Raw genomic sequence first — 24,767 nt, 5'->3', positions numbered from 1 at the left:
CATTTAAATTTTATTTTTTTCAATTATTTCACCATTATTTAAATTAACAAATACTATGTAACCATCCTCATAATATGCAAACGAAGGAATATCATCTCCCTTTGGTACAGAAATACTTCCAGGATTTATAATTACAGAGTTTTTATACTTCTCAAATCTTCTTATATGCGTATGTCCTAAAACCATAACATCAATATTAAATCTATCAATCATCATTTTTATCTCGTCATCGCTATATTCGTGGCCGTGATTTACCATAAACCTTACTCCATCCTTTTCATAAAATACAACTGGAGTAAAAACAGGATACTCTAAAACCATTAAATCTACTTCCGCATCACAATTTCCTCTTGCAATTATTAGTTCTTTTTGAATGTTTTTAAGCTCCTCTACTAAACCTTGTGGATTATACCCTTCTAAAATTGGATTTCTTGGCCCGTGATATAAAACATCACCTGCACATAGCACAACATCTGCATCCTTTAAAAGTTCCATTGCCCTTTTAAACCTTTTAGGATAACCGTGAATATCACTTATAAAACCTATTTTCATATTATATCCTCCTCTCTTTTTTTACTCATAACTATAAGATTATGATATTTTCCATTCTTATATATTCTATCTCTAAGCTCGCCCTCAAATTCAAAACCAAGTTTTCTATATAAATTTAATGCTGCTTTATTGTCACTTAAAACGTGAAGATATACAAGATTCATATTCATCTCATTAAATATAAAATCAAGTCCTGTTCTTAATGCATCTTCACCTAATCCTTTTCCCCTTTGATTTTTATCATAGATTACAATTCCTATTTCACAATTTCTATATTCCCATTTTATTTTATCTATTATAAAAAGTCCTATCGGTTTTCTGTCCTGATTATCAATAACAAAAATTCTTTTACTTGCCTCTTCCTCAGAAGATAAAACATAAGAATCTGCATAACGTCTTGATAATGGGTAAATTATATCTAAATTTATATTGGTGTCCCTGTCGTTAAGCCAAGCTGATATTATCCTCGAATCCTCAAGTTCAACTGCCCTTAAAAAAACTTTTTTCCAGAAAGCAATATAACACCTCCCCTTCCATTTAGCATAATTATACCATAAAAAAATAAAGACTGCCTCAGGTTTTTCCTAAATGGCAGTCTTTTAAGCTTAATTAGTTCTTTCTAAGATATTTGTAAACTGGAAGTCCAACTAATGTTACAACCACACCATAAAGTGCATATGTTGTGTTTGTAAGAAGTGTATTTATTAGTATAAACACACCACCTGCAATACCTATAAGTGGAATTATTGGGAATAATGGGACTTCATATGGTCTGTGTAGATGTGGGAAATTCTTTCTTAAAATAAATACGCCTGCAACAGCCATAGTAAAGAATATCCAAAGTACAAACACAACAAGTTCTGTTAATATATCAAAGGAACCTGTTGCAACATATATTGTAGTCATAATAAATGTTAAAACCATAGCATTAACAGGAGTTCCATACTTTTCATTTTCCTTTGATAAAACTTCGTGATAAGGAAGAAGTCTTTCCTTTGCCATAGCATAAGGAACTCTTGTACCTGTTAATATATAACCATTTAAAGCACCAAATATTGATATCAATATTCCAGCTGATATAAATGCTGCTCCTCCCTCGCCAAATAGCACCTTAGCAACATCTGATGCAGCCTTTTTAGAAGCCATTATCTGTTCAACTGGAAGCACGTTTATTAAAGCAACATTTACTGTAATATATGCCACCATAACAAGTAATAATCCACCTATTATAGCTCTTGGTAGGTTCTTGCCTGGATTTTCTATTTCTCCTGCAATATTTCCTACATTTATCCAGCCATCATATGCCCAAAGTGTTCCAAGTATTGCAGCTCCAAATCCAGCAGTCGTACTTGCATTTGACACTATTGGAGTAAAGTTATGAGCTTGGCCTTTAAGTAATCCAAATATCACTAAAACAAACATTGGAAGTAGCTTAGCTACTGTTGCTACTGATTGAAGCTTTCCACCAAACTTAGTTGAAAGCATATTCACTACCATTAAAAATCCTATTACTCCAACTGCTAATATTTTTTGTTGAAAATCTGTTAAAGTAACAAAGGCAGTTGCCTGTGTTGCAAATACTATACCAAGTGCAGCCATTGAACCTGGTATGTATACTAATGTCTGTACCCATCCTAATAGGAAGGCCCATTTTTCTCCATACAATTCCTTAAGATATGCAAATAATCCGCCTGTTTTTGGAATTGCTGCTGCTATTTCCGCAACAGTAAGTCCTGCTGCCATTGTAATAATTCCACCTACTACCCAAGCAAGAATTCCAAGTCCAGGTGCTCCTGCATCAGTAAAAACCTTTGCTGGTTTAAAGAAAATACCTGAACCTATTACAACACCAATTACTACTGCTATTGCTTCAATAAGTCCTAAACTCTTTTTCTGCTGTACTTGATAATTTTGTTCCTTTAAAGCTTGCATTCTACCCTTCCTTCCTGTGTTATTCGATATTTTTTTACTTTTTTCGACTTTACTATTTTACTAAAAAGAATGATTTATTTCAACACAGTTTTCTTAAAAAATTTTTAATAATCAATTTTCATAATTTTCTCTATTATTTTATAATCTATAACATCTTCAGTATAAACCTTTATTCCATTTTGAATTAAAAGCTCTGTTGTTACTCCATTTCCGCTTTTCAATTTACCACTAAAACTTCCATCATATATAAATCCACACCCGCAGGATGGACTTTTTGATTTTAATATTGCAATTTTCACATCATAGAGCTTTGCTAATTTTAAAGTTTCATAGGCTCCCTTTATAAAGTTTTCTGTTACATCTTCCCCACAAACATTGACTACTTTCCCTATTCCATCCAAAACCTTTTTTGCATCCTCTGCCGTAATTTCTGCTGGTTTCCTTGGAGTGCTAAGTCCTCCTAATTGTTCTGGGCAAACAGGTATTAAATTATATTTTTTAACTAAATCAACTACTTTTTGATTTTTATTATCACCCCCATTGTATTTACAACATACACCTAATAAACAAGCACTCACTAATATCATAAAATCACCCCTTAGATATTTTACAATTTATATTATATTTCAACACTTTTCAATAATTTAGTCAAAAACTTAATATAAATTTTTCTTAATGTATTTTAATATAAATTTAAAACATACTTAAGCAATATAAAAAGGGCTGTCTTAATATAAATATTCAGACAGCCCTGCTTTTCTATTTTAATTCAACAATTGTTACTCCACTTCCACCTTCATTTATATCTCCCGAACGCATTGATTTTACATACTGATGCTTTCTTAGTTCCTGCTTTATTCCCTCTCTTAGAGCTCCAGTTCCTTTACCGTGTATGATTCTTACAAAATTAAGTCCAGCAAGATATGCATCATCTAAATACTTGTCTAAATTGTATAATGCCTCATCTACTGTCTGTCCTCTTAAATCAATTTCCGCTGATATATTTTGTGCCTTTTGTTTTATTATATTAGTAACTCCTGATTTTTTAACTTCCTTTTTATCCTGTTCTACCCTCTTTAGTTTATTCAAAGGAACATTCATCTTTATAATGCCTATTTGAACCTGTACTTCTCCCTTTGAATCTGGCTTTGATAGAACAACACCCTTTTGTGAAACTGTTGTTACAAATACCTCATCTCCCACATTAACATCCTCTAATACTTCAAATTCTTCCTCCTTCTTTTCAACAGCCTTCTTATTTAACTCATCAATGTTTTCCTTAAGCTTTCTTCTTGCCTCTTCTGCCTGCTTTAAAGAGACTGCTTCACTGTTTTTCTTAAGTTCAACAAGTTCCTTTACTATTGAATCTGCCTCATATTTTGCCTGCTGCAGTATCCTTCTTGCCTCATCCTGTGCCTTTTTTATAATATTTTCTCTCTGACTATCAAGTTTAAACTTCTTTTCAGAAAGTTGCCTCTTTATTTCAAGAGATTCCTTTTTAATTGCTTCAATCTCCTCATATTCTTTTTCAAGTTGTATAGTTTTATTTTGAAGTGCCTGTATTACATCCTCAAATCTTGCTGCATCCTTTGAAATCTTTAACTTCGCATTTTCAATAATTTCATTACTCAACCCAAGCCTTTTTGATATTTCAAAGGCATTAGACTTGCCTGGAATTCCAATCAAAAGCCTGTAGGTTGGTCTTAAGGTTTCCACATCAAATTCAACACTTGCATTTTCAAAACCTTCCTTCTCCATAGCAAAAACCTTAAGTTCGCTATAATGTGTAGTTGCAACTATCTTTGCACCCTTTTCAAATATATACTCAAGTATTGACATCGCAAGGGCTGCACCCTCTGTTGGGTCTGTTCCAGCTCCAAGCTCATCCACAAGAATTAGTGATGTTTCATCTACTTCCTTTAATATGTTTACTATATTTGTCATATGAGAAGAGAAGGTTGATAGGCTCTGTTCTATACTTTGCTCGTCTCCAATATCTGCAAACACCTTATTAAATACAGATACCTGCGAACCAGATGAAGCTGGTATTGCAAGTCCTGTCATTGCCATTAGCGTCAGAAGCCCTGTTGTTTTTAAAGTAACAGTCTTTCCTCCTGTATTAGGGCCTGTTATAACAAGTGCCTTATACGTATCACCTAACTTAACATCAATTGGTACTACTACTTCCTTATCTATTAAAGGATGTCTTGCCCTTTTTAAATTAATAAACCCTCTTTGGTTAATCTCAGGAATTGATGCATCTAAATCAAGTCCAAATCTTCCCTTTGCTAATATAAAATCGATGTATCCTATGTTTAGATTATTATGTTCTAACATATCTGCATTATCTGCAACCTTTACACTTAGTTCATAAAGAATTCTTTCAATCTCTTGCTTTTCCTTAAGCATAAGCTCCTTAATTTCATTATTAAGTTCAACTACAGCCATAGGTTCAATAAAAAAAGTTGAACCGCTTGCAGATTGGTCATGTACAAGGCCTGGAACGTTTCCTTTAAATTCAGCCTTTACAGGAAGAACATATCTATCTCCCCTTAATGTTATAATTGGATCCTGAAGATATTTAGAATAGCTCTGAAGCATTGACTGGAGTTTTTCTTTAACCTTTGCATTTTTGTCCCTTATTGCTCTTCTTATGCTATATAGCTTTTCACTTGCTCTGTCTGATATTTCTGATTCGCTTATTATCTTTGTTTCAATCTCATTTTCAAGTCCCTTTATTGTAGCCAATGAATCGATTATTTCATATATAATAGGGCATATTTCCTGCTTGTTACCATCCTTCATAAACTCCTTAAGTTGTCTTGTACATCTTAATAGTGCATTTACCCTCAAAAGCTCAATAGGTTGAAGAGTATATCCCATATTTGCCCTCTTTAAAGTATCCTGCAAGTCATAGGTAACACTAATAGGTAAACTACCCCACTTTAAAACAACCTCAAAACCTTCCTTTGTTTCCTCAAGTCTTTCTCTAACCTCGTGAATATTACTTGAGGGCTTTAGCTCTCTTATCATTTTTTTTGCAATTTCAGTTGTAGCCCTCATCTGAAGCATATCAATTATTTTATTAAACTCAAGTATCCTTAAAGTCTTTTCGTTCATATAAACCCATCCTTCCTTATAAAACACCTCTATAATAATGTCCTTTAGTAATTTTCCCCTTAAGCATATCCAAAACTTCTTTTATGTTTTCTGTGTGAATAAATTCATTGTTGTTTAGCATATCAACTGCCTCTCTAAAGGCCCTTGATATCTTCCTTGCCTCATCAATCTTTTCATCTAAAAACTGTACAACTAAATATTTTGCACCAGTTTTATATATTTCCCTTATATCCTCCAACATACATAAAACCTTTGAATTATAGATATGATTTCTACAGTATCTATCTGGCACAATTAAAAAATCCTCATTTATTCTATCCTTTAGATAATGTATTTTATTTTGACAGACTAACCCACATTCCTCTCTTCCTTCACCCTTTGAGCTTCCAATGAAGCATTGCCTTGATACCATCATTTTTATTCTACCATATATAAAGAGCATTGTGTCTAAATTTGTACAATCTACTAAATCCTTTATTTCCTTTAGGTTTAGTTCATTTGAAATAAAGCTTCCAGCATTATTAAGCACCTCAGTTGAAACCGAATTAAAAATGTTAAAACCCTTATCAAGTTTTACATCAAATCCGTTCTCTATTAAATACTTATACATACCCAAATTACCACAAAGGGCTGATTTTATACCTTTATTTTTCATACTTAATATTTTGTCTTTAGTTTTCTTTTCTTCCTCTAATATAATCTCAGGTATCCATAAATTAACATTATACCCTTTATCAATTAATTCTTCTATATCCCCATTATTTATTCTTAAATTATCTCCTCCAAAGTAAACTTCATCAAAATAGTCATAAACACCCTCAACAATATCCTGTCTCCCTGTTATTAATATTAAATTCATTTTATCCTTCTTAATTTTCTTTTCTAAATTAAACTCTATTTCTATTTCTTTCTTTTTATTTTGTTTTTTATCTAAGAGCTTTTCAATCCCTTCTCTTCTTATAGAGTTAATCCTTGAAACAGGAATTATTACATCTTCATCTAAATCTGCAGTTAGATTTGTTAATATATATGGTGTATCTTTAGTCTTTGATAGGCTGTCCTTTAATTTTTCTAAAGTAATCGGCTTATTAATCGCAATCTCTGGTGGTTCTGATTTAACTTCAACCTCGTCACCATAGATATCCCTAATCCTTAAAACAATATCCTCATTCTTTCTTACCTTAATATAAACATCTATAGGTACTCTTTTTATATCCCTTCCTGCAAAGCTCTCCCTTGCTCTATCTATAAGCTCTGCATCGGAGGTTTTATAGAGTATATCTCCCCTCTTTGCTCCCTTTAAATAAAACTCAACCTCTTGTCCCTGTAATGCACTTTTAACAACTTTACCATCCTTTTTCATATTGGCAACAACAACACCAACACCTCTATCAAATACTTCAACACCATCACCATCATTTAGTTGGGCATCAAGTTTTACTCTTGCAAAATCGCCCCTAACATTAGTAACCCTTCCAAGATATGTACCCCAGTTTCTGGGTTTTTTATAACTCATCATTTCACTGCCTTGCCTTTTAAACATAAAGGCAGAGGTAAATCCTCCCCTATTAAATATCTGTGTTACATCCTTTATATGGGATTTTTCAAGTTTTCCATCGATGGCCGCTCTGTATGCTGAAACTACCGTTGCAACGTATTCTGGTCTCTTCATTCTTCCTTCTATTTTTAAAGAATAAACTCCAAGCTCCTTTATTTTGTCTATAAATTCTAAAGTTGATAAATCTTTGGGGCTTAAGTGGTATGCCCTCTTATTATCAAGGCTATACTCTAACCTACAAGGCTGTGCACATCTTCCACGATTACCACTTCTTCCTCCTATAATACTGCTCATAAGGCACTGTCCTGAAAAACTTATACAAAGTGCTCCGTGTACAAACATTTCAAGCTCTGCCCTTGTGTTTTTAGATATATATTTAATTTCGTCAAGTGATAGCTCCCTTGATAGTACAACCCTCTTTACCCCTAAGTCATATAGCATCTCAACAGAATCTAAATTATGAGCAGTCATTTGAGTACTTGCATGAACTTCAAAATCAGGAATATACCTTCTCAAAAGATGTAAAAAACCCAAATCCTGTACAATAACTGCATCAACACCAATTGAATATAAAAAGGACGCATAATCGAGGGCTCCTTTTAATTCTGTATTTTTTAAAAGAGTATTTATAGTAACATAGACCTTAACATTATATGCGTGGCAAAATCTAACTGCCTCAATTAACTCTACTCTATTAAAATTTGCTGCACTCTGTCTTGCAGAAAATTCCTTTCCACCTAAATAAACAGCATCTGCTCCATTTAAAACAGCTGCCTTTAAACTCTCCATATCACCTGCTGGTGCCAAAAGTTCCAACATATTTAATCTCTCCCTTAACATTTATAACAACTTAATTATACACTATTTATCCTATTTTACAATTCTAATAAATATAAAGGCTTATTTTTATACTAATATAATTATTATTTGCATTATAAAAACATAAGCAGCCTTGCCCACTGTTAGCTTAAGTATAAAAAAGCCCCATGAAAGGATTTCAAAAGGCTCTTTCATGAACTTTAGCAATTATTGCTTTTCGACTTTGAAAAAGTCCATAATTCGGCACAGGACGTGCCGAGCCGAGCAGCCATAAGGATGATGGCATCGCAAGGGTAGGACTTTTTCAAATAAAGAAAAGCTTAGAATTGCTTAAGTCGTAGAACTGATGCCTAAGAAATCCTTCATGGGGCTAATCAATATATAACTTTTCAACAGCCTAAAAGGCTGCATAAGCAGCCTTTTTAGCAATCAAGAGGTATTCCTTCAATTAGAATATCTTGGTCTACTCCTAATTTATCAAGAACATCTACAAATATGCTGAGTAAAACTTCTGTTGCTCCCTGTGGTGCATGAATACCATTTAGTTCCCAAGTCTCACCAGTTGAAGAATGACCTACAGCGTGAGTTGTATATGGGCAGTCATTTAAAATGTCATATTCAGGTTTTATAGCCTTAATCAATAGATGTGATTGTATAGTTGGGTCATCAAAGCACTCTGGTGGAATTGGTGCATCAAATTCAGTTAATGGTACATCCTTTACCCACTTAAACTTTGGATTTGTTCCAATGCCTATGATTTCTAAAGTTTCACCATAACCTATAGTTTGAGGTACATTCATTGCTGAAATAAAGCAAGCATTTGGATATGGCTTATATACATCGTCTGGAAGAACAACTATACCGAAGCTGTTATCTTCATATTTTACCCAAAGTACAACTTTGAATGTTATGGTAAGTCTTGCCTTGTGGTTACAAATAATCTCCTGTGTCGCAGTCCAATCAGTTATTTTAACTTCATTTATGCATTTTATTGCATATGCATCTTCTCCAACAAGCTTTTTGTCAATACAGAAGTGAAGTGGAACCTTTTTATCATTTGGAGCTGGTGGATCCCCTGCAATTTCTTCTGCAAATAATATTTGTTCTTCATTTGCATACTTTGCTAATATCCTCTTTACATAAATATCAAGCTGTTGTGGTGTTCCATTCCTTAAGAGGTCCTCCATTATATTTCCCTCCCTAAATTATTCCATAAATTCAAATTCTAATTTATACTATGCAAGTTATATATTTTGTGTGATTTTATCTTCCAAAAAACCTAAAGAAACCTGAACTTTTTTTATCTAATTCATTTATTTTATCGAGTATAAGCTTTATTGTTTCGTTTAGCATAAGTATTTGTGAATCAAAAAGCCTTCTCTGTTCATCTACACGATTATTTACCTCGTTCAATAAATCCTCTATGTTCTTTTTAAAATCATCTACATCAACACTTAAATCATTTATATTATTTTTTAAATCCTCTATAACTTCATTCTTTTCATCATATTCTCTTCTTAAATTCTCTAAATTCATCTTCTTTAATGTATCTACCTGCTTTTTTAGCTCATCCATCTCTATATCAATCTTTTTTAGCTTACTATTAATGTCATCAAATATGCTTTCACTTTGAGATTTAATTACCTTTTGCCATCCTGTATTAAACTCATATTGAATTTGGTTTGCATCTTTGCGTACCAATGTTCCATCCTCCAAAGCATGGTTTATTATATATTATTCAAAATCGGTTTTTAATGACACAAAAAAATAGGGCCTTTGCCCTATTTTTTTAAAAACTCAACTATTTTTTTACCTATGCCCGTTTTCTCTCTTTGAAGCTCGCTTGTTATTTCAGTTCTTTCTTTTTTTAGCCTTTTTATTTCATCAAGTGCCCTTGCATTCTCTATCTCTAACAATGAACACTTTTTTCTTTCCTTGTCCAATTTTTCCTCTAAATCCTTTATCCTTTCAGTAAGCCTTGTACACTCTAAAGACAAATTCATATTTTTTATCTTTTCATTTTGCAATTCAGAATTCAATACACCAATTTCAGCCCTATGTCTCTCTATTTCTCTTTTTAAAAATTTATTTTCTTCTTCTATTTCATTTAATCTGTTTGATAATGTCTTTACTATATTATCTAAATTACCTATAACATCCTTTATGTCCATATCATCAAGTCCAGCAGCAACCTGCAAATATGCCTGCATCTCATCTATTTCCTTTAGCATAAGGCACCTCTCCACCAAAAGATTAATAATAATAAAGCATTCACCTAAAATAGACAAAGTATCATAATCTAAATTTATATCGTACTTTAAATTAACTTTTTTAAACTTAATAACATAATCAAGCTCAATAAAATCTAAAAATGATACACGTGGCTCAAAATATTCCTTAAATACCTTTACATTGTTTTCGAAATTATAGGTTAATGAATATTTTTCAAGTATATTACCGTTTAATACCTCAAGTGTTAAAATACACTCTATAAAAAGTTCAATATCAAAATACTTAGTATTTCTTTTTACACTCTTTACCTTAACAGTTTCATAATGTGAAATTAATTTTTTTATTTTTACTCCGCCTTCAAAAGTTATTTTTTTATCTAAAATTAAATGACTTTTATTATAACGTGACTTTATTATTTTAGACTGTACTATATTCATAAATATACCAAAATACTTGCTATGTATTATATATATTCATAAATTTTAAATTTTATGTACCAAAAAAGGGCTAACCGCCCTTATACACTCCTCTTTTTACTTTGAAGTTCTTTAAAATCCTTTAAATCCTTTTTTACCCTTACAAGTTCAATCTGGCTTTCAAGAAGCTGTTCTTTAACACTACTTAACATCTCTTTAGTTTCCTTTAGTTCTCTTTCTACTTCTTCGTTTCTTTCTCTTAGATATGCATTTTCTTTTAAAAGTGCCTCATACTCCTTTATTTTCTCTTCATAATCTGCCTTTAACCTATTTATACCTTCACTATATTCCCTTTCCTTTAAAACTACCTCTTCAAGTTTGGATTTTGCAGAGTTGTTTTCATCTACTACTCTTTTAAATTCTTCGTATAATGCTCTATATCTTTCCTCTGCCTCTCTTAATTTTTCAGTTGGAACAACAGTACTCTGTCTTAACTTTTCCATTTCCTTCTTTAACTTAAACATCTCATCAGTAACCGTTAAAGCAGTTAAAACCGCAGAAGATGTAGTATTGTGCTTTGGATTGCTTGAGAGTATTTCTTTAATCTTTTTATCAACAAAATTTGCAATGGAAAATAAGTAATCCTCTGAGTCTTCTCCCATTAAAGTATATTCTACTCCATTTATCTTAACAACAACTTTATTTACCATACCAAGCACCCTTTCAAGTTTAGATAGACTTAATTACTTATATTTTACATTAATTTATTTTAGATTACTATACCTTTTTTTGTTTTCTATAAAAAAACTTAGATAGGATATCCTATCTAAGTTTTGCCTCAAGCTTTTCCTCAAGTTCCTTTACAATTGTATTGTGAACTTTGTTTATTTCCTCATCTTTTAAAGTTCTGTCCTCTGCTCTATAGATAATTGAATAAGCAACACTCTTGAAACCTTCTGGTATTTGTTTACCCTTATATACATCGAAAAGTTTTATTTCTTCAATAATTCCCTTGCCCTGCTTTAACATTATATCTTCAATCTTCTTAACTTCAACCTCATCCTTAACTAAAAGAGCTATATCCCTTAAAACAGCTGGGTACTTTGGTAGTGGCTTATATTTCTTTTCTGTCTTTGCCGCTTCAAACAATGTTGCTAAATCAATTTCTGCAATATATACTCTTGTTTCTAAATCATAGTTTTCTAAAACGTCTGGATGAACTTCCCCTAAAACACCAGCATATCTTTTTCTAACTAAAAGCTTTGCACATCTACCAGGATGGAATATGCTATTTTCAGTTTCCCTCTCAAATTCTGCCTTATCTACTGATAAACCATTAATTAGGTTTTCCACAATTCCTTTAAGATTAAAGAAATCTACATCTCCTGCAATTGCTATACAAAGCTTATATCTTTCATCAGGTAATTCCTTACCAACATTTAAATAAACTTTACCTATATCAAATAGTCCAACTTCCTTATTATCCCTCAAGATATTTCTTTGCATAACTTCAAGCATTGATGGAATTAAAGTTGTTCTCATAACACTAAAGTCTTCACCTAAAGGATTTGATATAGTTACTACATTTCTAAGGTCATTATCAGAAGGTAAGTTTATCTTATCAAATACCTTTGGACTAAAGAAGGAATATGTTAAAGTTTCGTACAACCCTGATGAAACCATAGTTCTTTTTACAGCTTCAATTAGTTTTTGTTCCTTTGTTATCTCTGCCTCAACAGCCTCACCTATAATCTTTTGTGTAGGTATTATATCATAGCCGTAAAGTCTTGCTATTTCTTCTGCAACATCCTCTTTTATCTTAACATCCTGTCTAAAGGTTGGAACCTTTATTATAAGCTCATCCTTTACTTCAACCTCCATATCAAGACGCTTAAGCATAGTAACCATATCTTGAACTGCTATATCTGTTCCTAAGAAGTTATTTATCCATTTTGGACTAACATTTACATAATGAGGCTCTAATTTTTGTTCATAGCAATCGATAACTCCACCTACAACCTCTCCAACCTTTAATGTTTCAAATAGATGACAAGCTCTCTTTAATGCTGTTTCAACAAGATTTGGATCTAAATCCTTTTCAAATCTTGATGATGCCTCAGTTCTAAGCCCCAATCTCTTTGATGTTAGTCTTGTTGTTACTCCATCAAAGCTTGCACACTCAAGTACTATTGTATTTGTATCCTCTGTAACCTCAGAGTTTTGTCCTCCCATTACACCAGCAATTGCAATCGTCTTTTGTGCGTCATTTATTGTTATCATTGAACTATCAAGCTGTCTTTCAACTCCATCTAATGTAGTGAACCTTTCATCCTCTGCCATCTTAACTACTATTTTTTTGCCCTCTATATTTTCATAATCAAAGGCGTGCATTGGCTGTCCAAGTTCTAACATAACATAGTTTGTAATATCAACTACATTATTTATTGGTCTAACCCCTGCTTCTTGTAATTTTGCCTGCATCCATTCAGGTGAAGGCCCAACCTTTATGTTCTTTATCATCTTTGCCATATATCTTCTACATAAAGGAGTCTTAACTTCAACCTTTAAAAAATCCTCTATATTTTCACTATTTTCATTAAAAGTTAAATCCACCTTCTTAAGTTCACATCCAAAGGAGGCTGCTGTTTCCCTTGCTATTCCATATACTGAAAAACAGTCTGCCCTATTTGATGTTATTTCAAAATCAATTACTCCACCATTTAATCCAAGTATATCCTTAATGTCTACACCAATTGGTGTATTTTCATCTAATATCATAATACCGTGAACTGAATCCTCATCTGCAAGTCCAAGTTCTGCCTCTGAACATAACATTCCATTAGATTCAACACCTCTAAGTTTTCCCTTTTTAATCTTTACACCACCTGGAAGTGTTGAACCGTGAAGTGCAACAGGAATTATATCTCCCTCTTTAATATTATCAGCACCTGTTACTATCTGTATAACTTCATCCTTTACGTCTACTTGACATACTGTTAATTTATCTGCGTTTGGATGTTTTTCCGTCTTTATTATTTTTCCTGTTACTACTTTATCTATTTCCTTACCCTTTTCTATAACTTCCTCTACCTTTGAACCCGTTAAAGTTAGCTTTTCTGCAACTTCATTTATATCTTTATCTAAATCTACATATTCAAGTAGCCAATTAAATGGAACCTTCATACTATCCCTCCTTAGAACTGCTTTAGAAATCTTACATCGTTTTCATAGAATAGCCTAATATCATCTATTCCATATTTAATCATTACAATTCTCTCAAGTCCAAGTCCAAAGGCAAAACCACTATAAACCTCTGGGTCTATTCCGCCTGCTCTTAATACATCTGGATGAACCATTCCACATCCTAATATTTCAATCCAACCTGAACCTTTACATACTCTACATCCTGTTCCGCCACAAACAAAGCAGGATACATCAACCTCAGCAGAAGGCTCTGTAAATGGGAAATGGTGAGGTCTAAATTTAGTTCTTGTCTTTTCTCCAAACATTCTCTTAGCAAAGGCATCTAATGTTCCCTTTAAACTTGCCATAGTAATTCCCTTATCGACAACAAGTCCCTCTACTTGATGGAAAATTGGTGAATGTGTTGCATCTGCAGTATCAGATCTATAAACTCTACCTGGTGCAATAATTCTTATTGGAGGCTTTTTATTTTCCATTACTCTGATTTGAACTGGTGATGTCTGTGTTCTTAAAACTACATTTTGGTTTATGTAGAAGGTATCCTGTTCATCCCTTGCTGGATGGTTCTTTGGTATGTTTAGTGCCTCAAAGTTATAATAATCAAGTTCAACCTCAGGACCTTCTGCAATTGAAAATCCCATCCCAATGAATATTTCCTTTATCTCGTCTAATGCCTTAGTAAGTGGGTGTAGTCCACCTATTCTATTTGCCCTACCAGGCATAGTTACGTCAATAGTTTCCATTGAAAGTCTCAAATTCTTTTCCCTTTGTTTTATTTCCTTTAATGTCTCCTCAATTGCTGCCTCAATCTCTTCTCTTACCTCATTTGCTATTTTTCCTACTATTGGTCTATCCTCAGGTGATAGCTGCCCCATTCCTCTTAAAATAGTTGTAAGCTCTCCCTTTTTTCCAAGGTATTTAACTCTTACTTCATCCAACTCTTGACTATTTTGACATTCCTTAAGCTTCAAAAGTGCTTTTTCCTTTATTTGTTGTAGCTTCTCCCTCATTTTACTACTCCTTTCTATTTAAATTTCCAAACAAAAAAACCCTCCATCCCAAAAAGGGACGAAGGGAAATCTTCGCGGTACCACCCTAATTGGCCAAAATGGCCCACTCATTAAAATAACGGTTACACCGTTCTGCCCTACTGTTATTTCAAGCAGAAAGCTCCAGAGGGAAACTTCAACTAATCCTTCTGCAGATAAGCTCTCAATCTATGGCCTATCCTCCCTGTGCAGGGTATTAGCCTACTTGCCTCCTTCACAGCCTTTACTTTTTTTGCTTATTATAACACAATATTTATTTAAGTGTAAATATGTAATTATAATCTTTGTCTTACAACTTCATATATAATTATAGCTGCTGCAATGGATGCATTTAGGGATTCTGCCCTACCAAGCATAGGTATCTTTATTTTTTTATTACAGAGCATTATATCCTCTTTAGACATACCATTTGCCTCATTCCCTATTACTATTGCTGTCTTTTCCTTAAAATCTGTTTTATAAACATCTTCTCCATCTAAGGTTGAAGCATATATATTAAATCCTCTAATATATAAATCCTCTGCCGCCTCCTTAAAGGAATCAAAATAAACTATAGGTAGATGAAAAATCGAACCCATTGTTGACCTTAATGTTTTATCATTATAAACATCTACCGTACCCTTAACTATATAGACTGCATCAACTTTTGCAGCATCACAGGTTCTAATTATTGTTCCCAAGTTTCCGGGGTCCTGCACCCTGTCAACTAATACAACAAAATTCAAATCGTTTTTTAATTGTACATTAGGTTTATTAACTACAGCAACTACACTTTGAGGTGTTGTTGTATTTGTTAATTCCTTTATAGTTTTTTCATCTACTTCATACTTTGGTATATTATTATTAAGAACTCTCTCATTACCTTTTAATTCATATATTTGACTACTATAAAAAATATGGTCAACTAAACCTTCCAAAATAGCCTCCTCAACAAACCTAATACCCTCGGCTAAAAACTTATTTTCCAACTCTCTATATTTTTTCTGCTTTAGCTTAAGTGCATTTTTTACAAGACTGCTATCCCTTTTCAAAATCATACAGATTACATCCTTTGCATCTCTATATTTTTTATATCATCAGTTCCGCCAATTACAACTAGAATATCTCCCTTTTTTATTTTATCTTCTGCGACTGGAGATATGTTAATGTCATTTCCTCTCTTTATAGCCATTATATTTATTCCGTATCTTGTTCTTAAATTTAGTTCCTTTAAAGTCTTATCTTCCCATTCCTCAAGTGCTGTAACTTCCATAATGCTGTAATCAGATGACAATTCTATATAGTCTAATATGTTAGATGAACATAGATTGTGTGCTACCCTAATTCCCATATCTCTTTCTGGGAATACAACCCTATCTGCACCTATTTTATATAAAACCTTTGCGTGAAGTTCATTTTGTGCCTTTGCTATTACATATTTTACACCAAGTTCCTTAACAAGAAGCGTTACAAGAACACTTGATTGTACATCAGAACCTATTGTTATAACTGCAATATCAAAATTTCTTATTCCAAGTGATTTTAAAGTTGCTTCGTCTGTAGCATCTGCCTGAACAACATGTGTTACTTGGTCTGAAATATCCTGTACAACCTCTTCATCAATGTCTATTGCCAATACCTCGTGGCCTAATGAATAAAGCGTTTTTGCTATACTTGAGCCAAACCTTCCAAGTCCTATAACTACAAACTGTTTTGATTTCATTTTTAAAAACCTCCCAATTAGCCAATTAATATCTTGTCCTCAGGATATCTAATTAAATTTGTTGTTGTTTGCTGTTTATGAGCAATTGCCATTGTAATTGTAAGCGGTCCTACTCTTCCTATGTACATTGTTATTATAATTATAATCTTTCCAATTAAGGTTAGCCTTGTAGTAAGCCCTAAAGTTAATCCTACAGTTGCAAAGGCTGATGTTGCCTCATATAAATATTCAATAAAATCTCCCTGCTGTACTATTGATAAAACCATTGTAACAAATGTTACTATTGTAAAGCTTATCAATGCTATTGCAAGTGCCCTATAGACATAGCTTTTGTTTATTCTCTTTTGATAAATTTCCGTATCCTCTTTACCCTGTACAACAGCAACAACAGTCATAAAAAGCAAAAATGCTGTAGATGTTTTTATACCTCCACCTGTTGATCCAGAAGATGCACCTATAAACATTAGTACTATTGTTAAAAACTTACCTGCTGTGGTCATATCCGAAGTTGATATTGTATTAAAACCTGCTGTTCTTGGAGTAACAGAGGCAAACAAGCTTGCTAAAATTTTGCCTTTTATATTTAAACTTCCTAAGGTTTTAGGATTCGTATATTCCAATAAGAAGAACCCAATAGCTCCGCTTATTATTAAAAAGGCTGTTGCAGACAGAACAACTTTAGCGTGTAAAGATAACCTTTTTGTTTTTCTATAGTTTATAACCTCAGTTAAAACAGCAAAACCTATTCCACCTATTATAACTAAGCTTATGACAGTTAAGTTTATAACTGTGTTATCTACATATGGAGTCAAACTTTGAAAATTTCCTATAAGGTCAAACCCTGCATTACAAAAGGCTGAAACCGAATGAAATAATCCAAAATATAATCCCTTTAAAAGTCCATATTGAGGTATAAACTGGGTTGATAAAATTAGTGCACCTATAAACTCAATTGAAAATGTTATTCCCATAACATAAAGTGCAAGCTTAACTACTCCCTGTATATTAAAGGTATTATATGCCTCCTGCATTATAAGCCTTTCACGAAGAGATATCTTTTTCCCTAATATCAAGGCAATTAATGTTGCAAAGGTCATAAAACCTAAACCACCTGTTTGAATTAGGAGTAGAATAATTAATTGTCCAAATAGGCTATAATGAGTACCAATATCTACTGTAACTAATCCTGTGACACAAACTGCTGAAGTCGCTGTAAATAGAGCATCTATAAAATTGGTAGGGTTACCATCTCTTGATGATATAGGTAGTGAGAGCAGTATAGCTCCTAAAAAAATTACAACTGCAAAGCCTAACGCTAATACTTGAACTGGCTGAAATCTATAAAACTTAATTCCCTCTATCTTATCTTTTATAAACATTTTAGATTAACCTCCAATATTATACTACTTAAGTATAATACCAAAAAAATCGTATTTTATACAAAAGCTAAAAGACCTGAAAATCAGGCCTTTTAGCTTGTTTTATATTATGCATTTACCTTTTCTTTAGCTATATTTACTAATTCTGCAAAAGCTGCTTCATCATTAACAGCTATTTCAGCAAGCATCTTTCTGTTGATGTTGATTCCAGCAAGCTTTAGTCCATTTATGAACTTTGAGTATGAAAGTCCATTTGCTCTTGCAGCTGCATTTATTCTTGCTATCCAAAGCTTTCTGAAGTCTCTCTTTTTTAACTTTCTTCCTACATATGCTGTGCTTAATGCTCTCATTACAGCTTGCTTAGCAATTCTGTAATTCTTGCTCTTTGCACCATAGTATCCCTTTGCAAGTTTTAATATTTTTCTACGTCTTTTATGTGAATGAACTGCTCTCTTAACTCTTGCCATTTTTTAAACCTCCTTTGCCTCTTATACGTATGGTAGTAACTTTCTTACAATCTTGAATTCAGTCTTAGCAACGTAAGTTCCTTTTCTTAGTTGTCTCTTTCTCTTAGATGACTTTTTAGTTAGAATATGTCTCTTAAAAGCGTGTGCTCTCTTGAACTTTCCATTTCCAGTTTTTCTATATCTTTTTGCTGCACCCTTATGAGTTTTCATTTTAGGCATAGTTGTTTCCTCCTCTCTTATTTTCAACCTTTCTTTGGTGCTATAACCATTGTCATATTTTTACCTTCTAATTTAGCTGGCTTTTCTATTTGTCCAACTTCTCTAATCTTTTCATAAAATCTATTTAAAATTTCTTCACCAAAGTGAGCATAGTCAGCTTCTCTTCCTCTAAACTTTACAGTAACCTTTACCTTATCTCCATCCTTTAAGAACTTTTCAGCATTTTTAGCCTTTACATTCAAATCGTGTTCTTCTATGTTTGGAGTTATTCTTACTTCCTTTACTGTAATTTGTTTTTGTTTCTTTTTAGCTTCCTTTTCCTTCTTTTGTTGCTCATATACGAACTTTCCATAGTCCATTATCTTAGCAACTGGTGGTTCTGCCTTTGGAGCTATTAAAACTAAATCAAGCTGCCTTGCTTCAGCTATCTCAAGTGCCTGCTTAGTTGGCATTATTCCAAGCTGTTCTCCATCTGCAGTAACAACTCTAAGCTCCTTAGCTCTTATTTCTTCATTGATTAAATGTTCTTTATTAATAACATTCACCTCCTAATTTATTACAAAACAAAAGCGGATGGACATACTCCATCCGCAAACATTCAACTTACCACTAAATTCTAACCTTACTACCCTTGGCGTAAGGTGAGAAGCGGATGGCTTCTACTTAACACTTAACTAATATAACATACTATTTGTTGTATGTCAATAGATTTTAATAGATTTTTATAATGTACTTATTTTTTTATCTATTTCTTCTCTTATCTTTGAAATAAATTCTTCAACAGACATAGCACCAATATCTCCATCTTTTCTTGAACGTACTGAAATATTTGCTGCCTCTACTTCTTTGTCACCAAGTATCAGCATATATGGTACCTTTTGAAGCTGTGCTTCTCTAATTTTATATCCTATTTTTTCATTTCTTAAATCTGTTTCAACTCTTATACCATTATCCTTTAGCTTTTCCTCAAGTTGTTTTGCATATTCATTTGCTCTATCTGTTACAGGAAGTATTTTAACTTGAACTGGTGCAAGCCAAGTTGGGAAGGCACCTGCATAGTGTTCAATTAATATTCCTATAAATCTCTCAATACTTCCAAATATAACTCTGTGTATCATTACAGGTCTATGCTTTTCTCCATCTTCTCCTATGTAGTGTAGGTCAAATCTTTCTGGCATTTGGAAATCAAGTTGTATTGTTCCGCATTGCCATGTTCTTCCCAAGCAATCCTTAAGATGGAAGTCAATCTTTGGTCCATAGAAGGCTCCATCACCTTCATTTATCTTATACTCAAGTCCTGCTGCATTTAATGCATCTATTAGTGCATTTGTTGCATTTTCCCAATCCTCATCGCTTCCCATTGAATCCTCTGGTCTTGTTGATAATTCAACGTGATATTCAAATCCAAATAGCTTGTAAATATGGTCAATCAAGTTGATTACACCTAAAACTTCATCCCTTATTTGTGATGGAAGCATAAATATATGAGCATCGTCTTGAGTAAAACATCTTACTCTCATAAGTCCGTGTAGTGCACCTGAAATTTCGTGTCTGTGTACAAGTCCAAGCTCTCCAAGTCTAAGTGGTAATTCTCTATAGCTATGCATTTGACTCTTATATACTAAGATACCACCTGGGCAGTTCATTGGTTTTACTGCATAATCCTGTTCATCTATCTTTGTAAAATACATATTTTCTTTGTAGTGATCCCAGTGTCCTGAACGATGCCATAGTGCTTCATTTAATATTATAGGAGTCTTTATTTCTTTATATCCATTCTTTTGATGTACTTGTCTCCAGAAGTTTTCAAGTTCATTTCTAACCACCATACCCTTTGGCAAGAAGAATGGGAATCCTGGGCCTTCCTCCATTATTGCAAACAGTTCTAATTCTTTACCTAACTTTCTATGGTCTCTCTTTTTAGCCTCTTCAAGCATATTTAAGTATGCATCAAGCTCACTCTTTTTAGTAAAGGCTGTACCATAAACTCTTTGAAGCATCTTATTCTTTTCATCGCCTCTCCAATATGCCCCTGCTACTGAAAGCAGCTTTATAGCCTTAACTCTTCCTGTTGATGGCACGTGTGGACCTGCACATAGGTCAACAAATTCTCCCTGCTTGTAGAAGGATATCTCCTCTCCTTCTGGAAGCTCTTCGATTAATTCTACTTTATAATCTTCATTCTTTTCCTTCATTAACTTTATTGCCTCTTCCCTTGAAAGCACGAATCTTTCAAGTTCATAATCCTCTTTTATAATTTTTTGCATTTCCTTTTCAATTTCAGCAAGCATATCTGGTGTAATAGCAAAATCCGCATCAAAATCATAGTAGAATCCATTATCTATTGCTGGACCTATTGCCAATTTAACATTTGGATAAAGTCTTTTAACTGCCTGTGCAAGTATGTGGGAAGCTGTATGTCTTAGTGCCCATCTTCCATCCGCATCATCAAAGGTAAGTATTTCTACCACAGCATCCTTATCAATTGTCTTCATCAAATCAACAACTTCTCCATCAACCTTTGCAGCAAGTGCTGCCTTATAAAGTCCCATACCTATTTTTTTTGCAACTTCTTCTACCTTTACTGGATGTTCAAACTCTAAAACTTTGCCATCCTTTAAAGTAACTTTAATCATACTATCCCTCCTTAAGCTTTTTATGCAAATAAAAAAACCCTCATCCAAAAAATGGGACGAGAGTTCTCGCGGTTCCACCCAAATTGACCTTATATGGTCCACTCATTAGCATTAACGCAGCATCACGCCTATCCCTACTATATTTCAGGTAGGAGCTTTGGGGTGGTTTTCAATCATCCATGTTAAGGAAATCTTTCAGCCAACGGATTTCCCTCTCTGATAACTGGGTTTGATTTACTCTTCCCCTTCATCGCCTTTCATATTTTAATTACTATTATATTAATTGCATTAAGCTATGTCAATATAATATTATTAATTGATTTACAAATTTCACATCCACTACAAATTTTTAACCTATCACTAAATATATTTTTAATTGTTTCAATTGTCTCCTGACTTTTAGAATTTTCAACTCCGTGAATCACTATATTTTGTGGTGCAAAGGTAATAAGTGCACTAATTAGCATATCGTGAATAGTTGCATCTATTTTAATGTCAGAAGAAAAATCCTCAAAAAACTCTGATGTTATATTTTTATATTGTTTATCGTAGATTAAATAATTACCATCCTTCTGTATTATAACATTAACAACCTCATACTTACTCTCCTGTATATCTACAAAATATTTTAAAAGCTTTATAAACTCACTGTATTCCTTTTCAATGATATATTCCTCTGTAATCTTTTCTACTATATTTTTTAAATCATTAGAAAAGTTTCTTAATCTAAAGGTAATAAAACCATCTATAATAAGCTCTTTATTTTCATCTAAATACTCTTCTATTAGCTTTAGAATTGTATTTTTTCTATTTATAATAATCTGTATTCCATCCTGTGTAAATATGCCCGTTCCATTTAATGCCATTATACACTTTTCTTTTATTATTTCTGCATCCTCATTGGATAAGAAATCATAATTGTTTTTTATAATCTTTTCTATAGAAACAGAATCATAATAATTCACTATATATTCATAGATAAGATTCGAAACATATATATAAAACATTTCGCTAAAACTATCAAAGACCTTTATATCCCTTTCTGTCTCCTTTAAAACACACTTTATATAATTCATATTAGATACTTTATTTTCACATATAGCAATATTTACGCCTTTTTCTTTAAAATACTGACAGAGCTCGTTTAATCTATCATAAAATTCTTTATTATCCTTACTAAATCCAATTGATAGGAGAATCATATTATCACTCCCTTCAAGTTTAGTATATGTTCGTAGAAAAAACATATACTAATAAACTTAAAAAGTTATATTATACAATATTCCTTAAGAGGTATTAATGTACCATAATCTATTAATTTACCTTTTGATAGATTTTGATGTTTTTTTTCAAATTTATTCAAAAAATTTTTTATTTCAACACCTTCAGGATGTGATTCAACTTCACCGTAAAAAGCTATGGTGTCATTTGAAATAAATCCTGTGCATCCTCCAATAAAACCGTAGTTTAGTTCAAAAAGATCGATATGTCCTGGTTTGATTAGAAGGGAGTTTATTGAATTTTGCAAAGCCTTTTTATAGATTCCTCTATCAGACGTAATTATTGCATCCTCTGATACAATACATATAGAACATTTAGCATAACCCTGCTTTACATCAATTAGTTTAATGTTTCTTTTTATCAATTCATCCAGCAAAATTTCATCAGTATATCTTATGTTTAAAATGGCAACATCCTTTAGTCTTGCAACATTGTATAAAACATCCTTTGGATATTTACCTTCAATCTTATCTTTACCTAATATTAAATCAAAACCTTCATCTTCTAAGGCATAATAAAATTTATCATCAACATTGGGTGTAATAACTATTTTGTCCCCACCAAGATGGTGAAATAATATGTCAGGATGATAGGATACAGCTTCATACAATAATTTTTGTTTATTTGTTTTGATAATTTTAATTCCCATCTCTCTTAAATTATATTCAACATCTGAGTTTATTCTTCCATCACACACAACCAAAGAGACTTCCCCCTTTGGGAGATTTGGTATTTCTATAAATTTTTCCATTGACAGACTCGCTCCTTCATTTAAAACTATACATATTAGCAAAATAGGGATAGAAGTCTTACTTCTATCCCTATTCTTTGGAGGCGGCACCCAGATTCGAACTGGGGAATAAAGGTTTTGCAGACCTCTGCCTTACCACTTGGCTATGCCGCCATATTAATTTTTGGAGCGGGAAACGGGACTCGAACCCGCGGCATTCACCTTGGCAAGGTGACGCTCTACCAACTGAGCTATTCCCGCATATAAAAATTGGTGGCCAGAGCCGGAATCGAACCAGCGACACGGGGATTTTCAGTCCCCTGCTCTACCTACTGAGCTATCTGGCCAGTTGGCGACCCAGAAGGGGCTCGAACCCTCGACCTCCGGCGTGACAGGCCGGCACTCTAACCAACTGAGCTACTGGGCCATTATGGTGGGCACGACAGGGCTCGAACCTGTGACCCTCTGCTTGTAAGGCAGATGCTCTCCCAGCTGAGCTACGCGCCCAATTCATTTGACATAAATTATAATACAATGAATTTATATTTTTGTCAATACGTTTTTATAATTATTTTATGCAAATTTTAACTGTGAGTGAAAAAGCTTCTTATTTTCATACATCCTTCTATCTGCTTCGTTTATAAAGTCTTCTATATTTATATATTCTTGTGAATAGGTTACCACTCCACAGCTTATACTTAGTTCTACTCTACTTGATACATTTAACACTTTTATTTTATTATTTATAACTTCAATAATTTTTCCTGCATTTTTCTCATCAGAATTCAAAAGAACAATCAAAAACTCATCTCCACCTAATCTAACAACAAAATCATCCTTTTTAACAGATTGTTTGAATATTTTACCGATTCTAATAATAGCCTTATCTCCTTCACTATGGCTATAATTATCATTAATCATTTTTAAATTATTTAAATCAACATAAATAATTGATATAGGTGAACGCAATGAATAGTTTTTTAGCAGTGTATTTAATTTTTCTAAACCTGCTTTTCTATTTAGACACTTTGTCATAGAATCGTGTGTCGCATAATATTCCCAAATCTTTATTCTTTTGTTTATTTCCCTCTTTACTAAAACAAAAATAAATACAGATGAAAATACTATAAATATGATCCCCTTAATAATCGAATAATTCAAATAGCCTTCACTGAATTTCAGTGATTTAAATAATATTTTATCAGAAAAAAACACCCATATAGCACCAAGCAAAAAATAACTAATTGAAATTTTAAGAACCCCCAAATCTTCTTTTTTCATACCACACACCCTTTACAGTTTTATCATTAATATTTATCGTATAAAAAATTTTTAAGTTTATAGAATCATTAATTTTTTTATTAAAAATTTTAGGTTCTATAATAAATGTTGGGGCGTAGCCCCAGCATATTTTTTTTACAAAAAAAATATGCACCTGTTTTAGATGCCTGGTAAAATTAAATTAACTACA

The 24,767-nt window shown here is 32.8% G+C and carries 22 protein-coding genes, 5 tRNA genes and 3 other annotated features; all 27 genes read right to left on the bottom strand.

Annotated features, from left to right (window positions below; all coding sequences use genetic code 11):
• Positions 1-3 precede the first annotated feature (3 nt).
• Positions 4-552: a phosphodiesterase gene (yfcE, locus tag JG776_RS05545; RefSeq protein ID WP_291965453.1), complete on the bottom strand. Its 549-nt coding sequence runs from the start codon at positions 550-552 to the stop codon at positions 4-6.
• Entirely contained in the window at positions 549-1,070 is a 522-nt protein-coding gene (locus JG776_RS05540) for a GNAT family protein (RefSeq protein WP_291965586.1), read from the bottom strand. Before JG776_RS05540 ends, yfcE begins: the two co-directional genes overlap by 4 nt.
• Positions 1,071-1,161: 91 nt before the next feature.
• Positions 1,162-2,484, bottom strand: coding sequence for an amino acid permease (locus JG776_RS05535; protein ID WP_291965451.1), 1,323 nt, complete (start codon positions 2,482-2,484; stop codon positions 1,162-1,164).
• 104 nt (positions 2,485-2,588) lie between these two features.
• A complete protein-coding gene (locus JG776_RS05530; RefSeq protein WP_291965449.1) occupies positions 2,589-3,071 on the bottom strand; it encodes a DUF523 domain-containing protein in 483 nt (160 codons plus the stop codon).
• 172 nt (positions 3,072-3,243) lie between these two features.
• Positions 3,244-5,604, bottom strand: a complete 2,361-nt coding sequence (locus JG776_RS05525) for an endonuclease MutS2 (protein WP_291965447.1) — start codon at positions 5,602-5,604, stop codon at positions 3,244-3,246.
• Positions 5,605-5,620: 16 nt separating this feature from the next.
• On the bottom strand, positions 5,621-7,981 hold the full coding sequence (locus tag JG776_RS05520) for a U32 family peptidase (protein ID WP_291965445.1): 2,361 nt from the start codon (positions 7,979-7,981) through the stop codon (positions 5,621-5,623).
• 422 nt (positions 7,982-8,403) lie between these two features.
• The gene (locus JG776_RS05515; protein ID WP_291965443.1) at positions 8,404-9,168 is read right to left on the bottom strand and encodes a hypothetical protein; all 765 of its coding nucleotides are present in this window, start codon (positions 9,166-9,168) and stop codon (positions 8,404-8,406) included.
• A 76-nt stretch (positions 9,169-9,244) separates the two neighbouring features.
• Entirely contained in the window at positions 9,245-9,682 is a 438-nt protein-coding gene (locus JG776_RS05510) for a hypothetical protein (RefSeq protein WP_291965441.1), read from the bottom strand.
• 80 nt (positions 9,683-9,762) lie between these two features.
• Entirely contained in the window at positions 9,763-10,650 is an 888-nt protein-coding gene (locus JG776_RS05505) for a hypothetical protein (protein ID WP_291965439.1), read from the bottom strand.
• 80 nt (positions 10,651-10,730) lie between these two features.
• Complete coding sequence (gene zapA, locus JG776_RS05500; protein ID WP_291965436.1) at positions 10,731-11,339, bottom strand: cell division protein ZapA; 609 nt, start codon at positions 11,337-11,339, stop codon at positions 10,731-10,733.
• Positions 11,340-11,451: 112 nt separating this feature from the next.
• Positions 11,452-13,812: a phenylalanine--tRNA ligase subunit beta gene (gene pheT / locus JG776_RS05495; RefSeq protein ID WP_291965434.1), complete on the bottom strand. Its 2,361-nt coding sequence runs from the start codon at positions 13,810-13,812 to the stop codon at positions 11,452-11,454.
• An 11-nt stretch (positions 13,813-13,823) separates the two neighbouring features.
• Complete coding sequence (gene pheS / locus JG776_RS05490; RefSeq protein WP_291965432.1) at positions 13,824-14,843, bottom strand: phenylalanine--tRNA ligase subunit alpha; 1,020 nt, start codon at positions 14,841-14,843, stop codon at positions 13,824-13,826.
• Positions 14,844-14,894: 51 nt separating this feature from the next.
• Positions 14,895-15,109, bottom strand: a binding site (T-box leader).
• Positions 15,110-15,157: 48 nt separating this feature from the next.
• The gene (locus JG776_RS05485; protein WP_291965430.1) at positions 15,158-15,919 is read right to left on the bottom strand and encodes an RNA methyltransferase; all 762 of its coding nucleotides are present in this window, start codon (positions 15,917-15,919) and stop codon (positions 15,158-15,160) included.
• Positions 15,920-15,924: 5 nt separating this feature from the next.
• Positions 15,925-16,584 (bottom strand): TrkA family potassium uptake protein, encoded by a 660-nt coding sequence (locus JG776_RS05480; protein ID WP_291965429.1) that lies wholly within the window; start codon positions 16,582-16,584, stop codon positions 15,925-15,927.
• Between the two features lie 17 nt (positions 16,585-16,601).
• Positions 16,602-17,963 carry a TrkH family potassium uptake protein gene (locus JG776_RS05475; protein ID WP_291965427.1) on the bottom strand — a complete coding sequence of 454 codons (1,362 nt, stop codon included), beginning with the start codon at positions 17,961-17,963 and terminating at the stop codon, positions 16,602-16,604.
• Positions 17,964-18,070: 107 nt separating this feature from the next.
• A complete protein-coding gene (gene rplT / locus JG776_RS05470; protein ID WP_027307651.1) occupies positions 18,071-18,430 on the bottom strand; it encodes a 50S ribosomal protein L20 in 360 nt (119 codons plus the stop codon).
• 21 nt (positions 18,431-18,451) lie between these two features.
• Complete coding sequence (rpmI, locus tag JG776_RS05465) at positions 18,452-18,649, bottom strand: 50S ribosomal protein L35 (RefSeq protein ID WP_027307652.1); 198 nt, start codon at positions 18,647-18,649, stop codon at positions 18,452-18,454.
• A 23-nt stretch (positions 18,650-18,672) separates the two neighbouring features.
• Entirely contained in the window at positions 18,673-19,194 is a 522-nt protein-coding gene (gene infC / locus JG776_RS05460; RefSeq protein ID WP_027307653.1) for a translation initiation factor IF-3, read from the bottom strand.
• Positions 19,195-19,204: 10 nt separating this feature from the next.
• Positions 19,205-19,320 (bottom strand) — a sequence feature (ribosomal protein L20 leader region).
• Positions 19,321-19,371: 51 nt separating this feature from the next.
• On the bottom strand, positions 19,372-21,285 hold the full coding sequence (gene thrS, locus JG776_RS05455; protein ID WP_291965423.1) for a threonine--tRNA ligase: 1,914 nt from the start codon (positions 21,283-21,285) through the stop codon (positions 19,372-19,374).
• A gap of 49 nt (positions 21,286-21,334) precedes the next feature.
• Positions 21,335-21,545, bottom strand: a binding site (T-box leader).
• A gap of 33 nt (positions 21,546-21,578) precedes the next feature.
• Complete coding sequence (ytxC, locus tag JG776_RS05450; RefSeq protein WP_291965421.1) at positions 21,579-22,487, bottom strand: putative sporulation protein YtxC; 909 nt, start codon at positions 22,485-22,487, stop codon at positions 21,579-21,581.
• A gap of 65 nt (positions 22,488-22,552) precedes the next feature.
• Positions 22,553-23,317 (bottom strand): DUF6873 family GME fold protein, encoded by a 765-nt coding sequence (locus JG776_RS05445; protein WP_291965419.1) that lies wholly within the window; start codon positions 23,315-23,317, stop codon positions 22,553-22,555.
• Positions 23,318-23,395: 78 nt separating this feature from the next.
• A tRNA-Cys gene (locus tag JG776_RS05440) sits at positions 23,396-23,470 on the bottom strand.
• A gap of 11 nt (positions 23,471-23,481) precedes the next feature.
• Positions 23,482-23,557, bottom strand: a tRNA-Gly gene (locus JG776_RS05435).
• A gap of 10 nt (positions 23,558-23,567) precedes the next feature.
• Positions 23,568-23,643 (bottom strand) — tRNA-Phe (locus JG776_RS05430).
• Between the two features lie 3 nt (positions 23,644-23,646).
• A tRNA-Asp gene (locus tag JG776_RS05425) sits at positions 23,647-23,723 on the bottom strand.
• A gap of 4 nt (positions 23,724-23,727) precedes the next feature.
• A tRNA-Val gene (locus JG776_RS05420) sits at positions 23,728-23,803 on the bottom strand.
• Positions 23,804-23,869: 66 nt separating this feature from the next.
• Positions 23,870-24,577, bottom strand: coding sequence for a diguanylate cyclase (locus JG776_RS05415; RefSeq protein ID WP_291965417.1), 708 nt, complete (start codon positions 24,575-24,577; stop codon positions 23,870-23,872).
• Between the last annotated feature and the right edge of the window lie 190 nt (positions 24,578-24,767).

Source organism: Caloramator sp. (genome assembly GCF_020054765.1).
GTDB classification, from domain to species: Bacteria; Bacillota; Clostridia; order Clostridiales; family Caloramatoraceae; genus Thermobrachium; species Thermobrachium proteoclasticum.
Note: the sequence above shows the minus strand (reverse complement) of the source record. Positions and strands in the feature narration are given on the sequence as shown.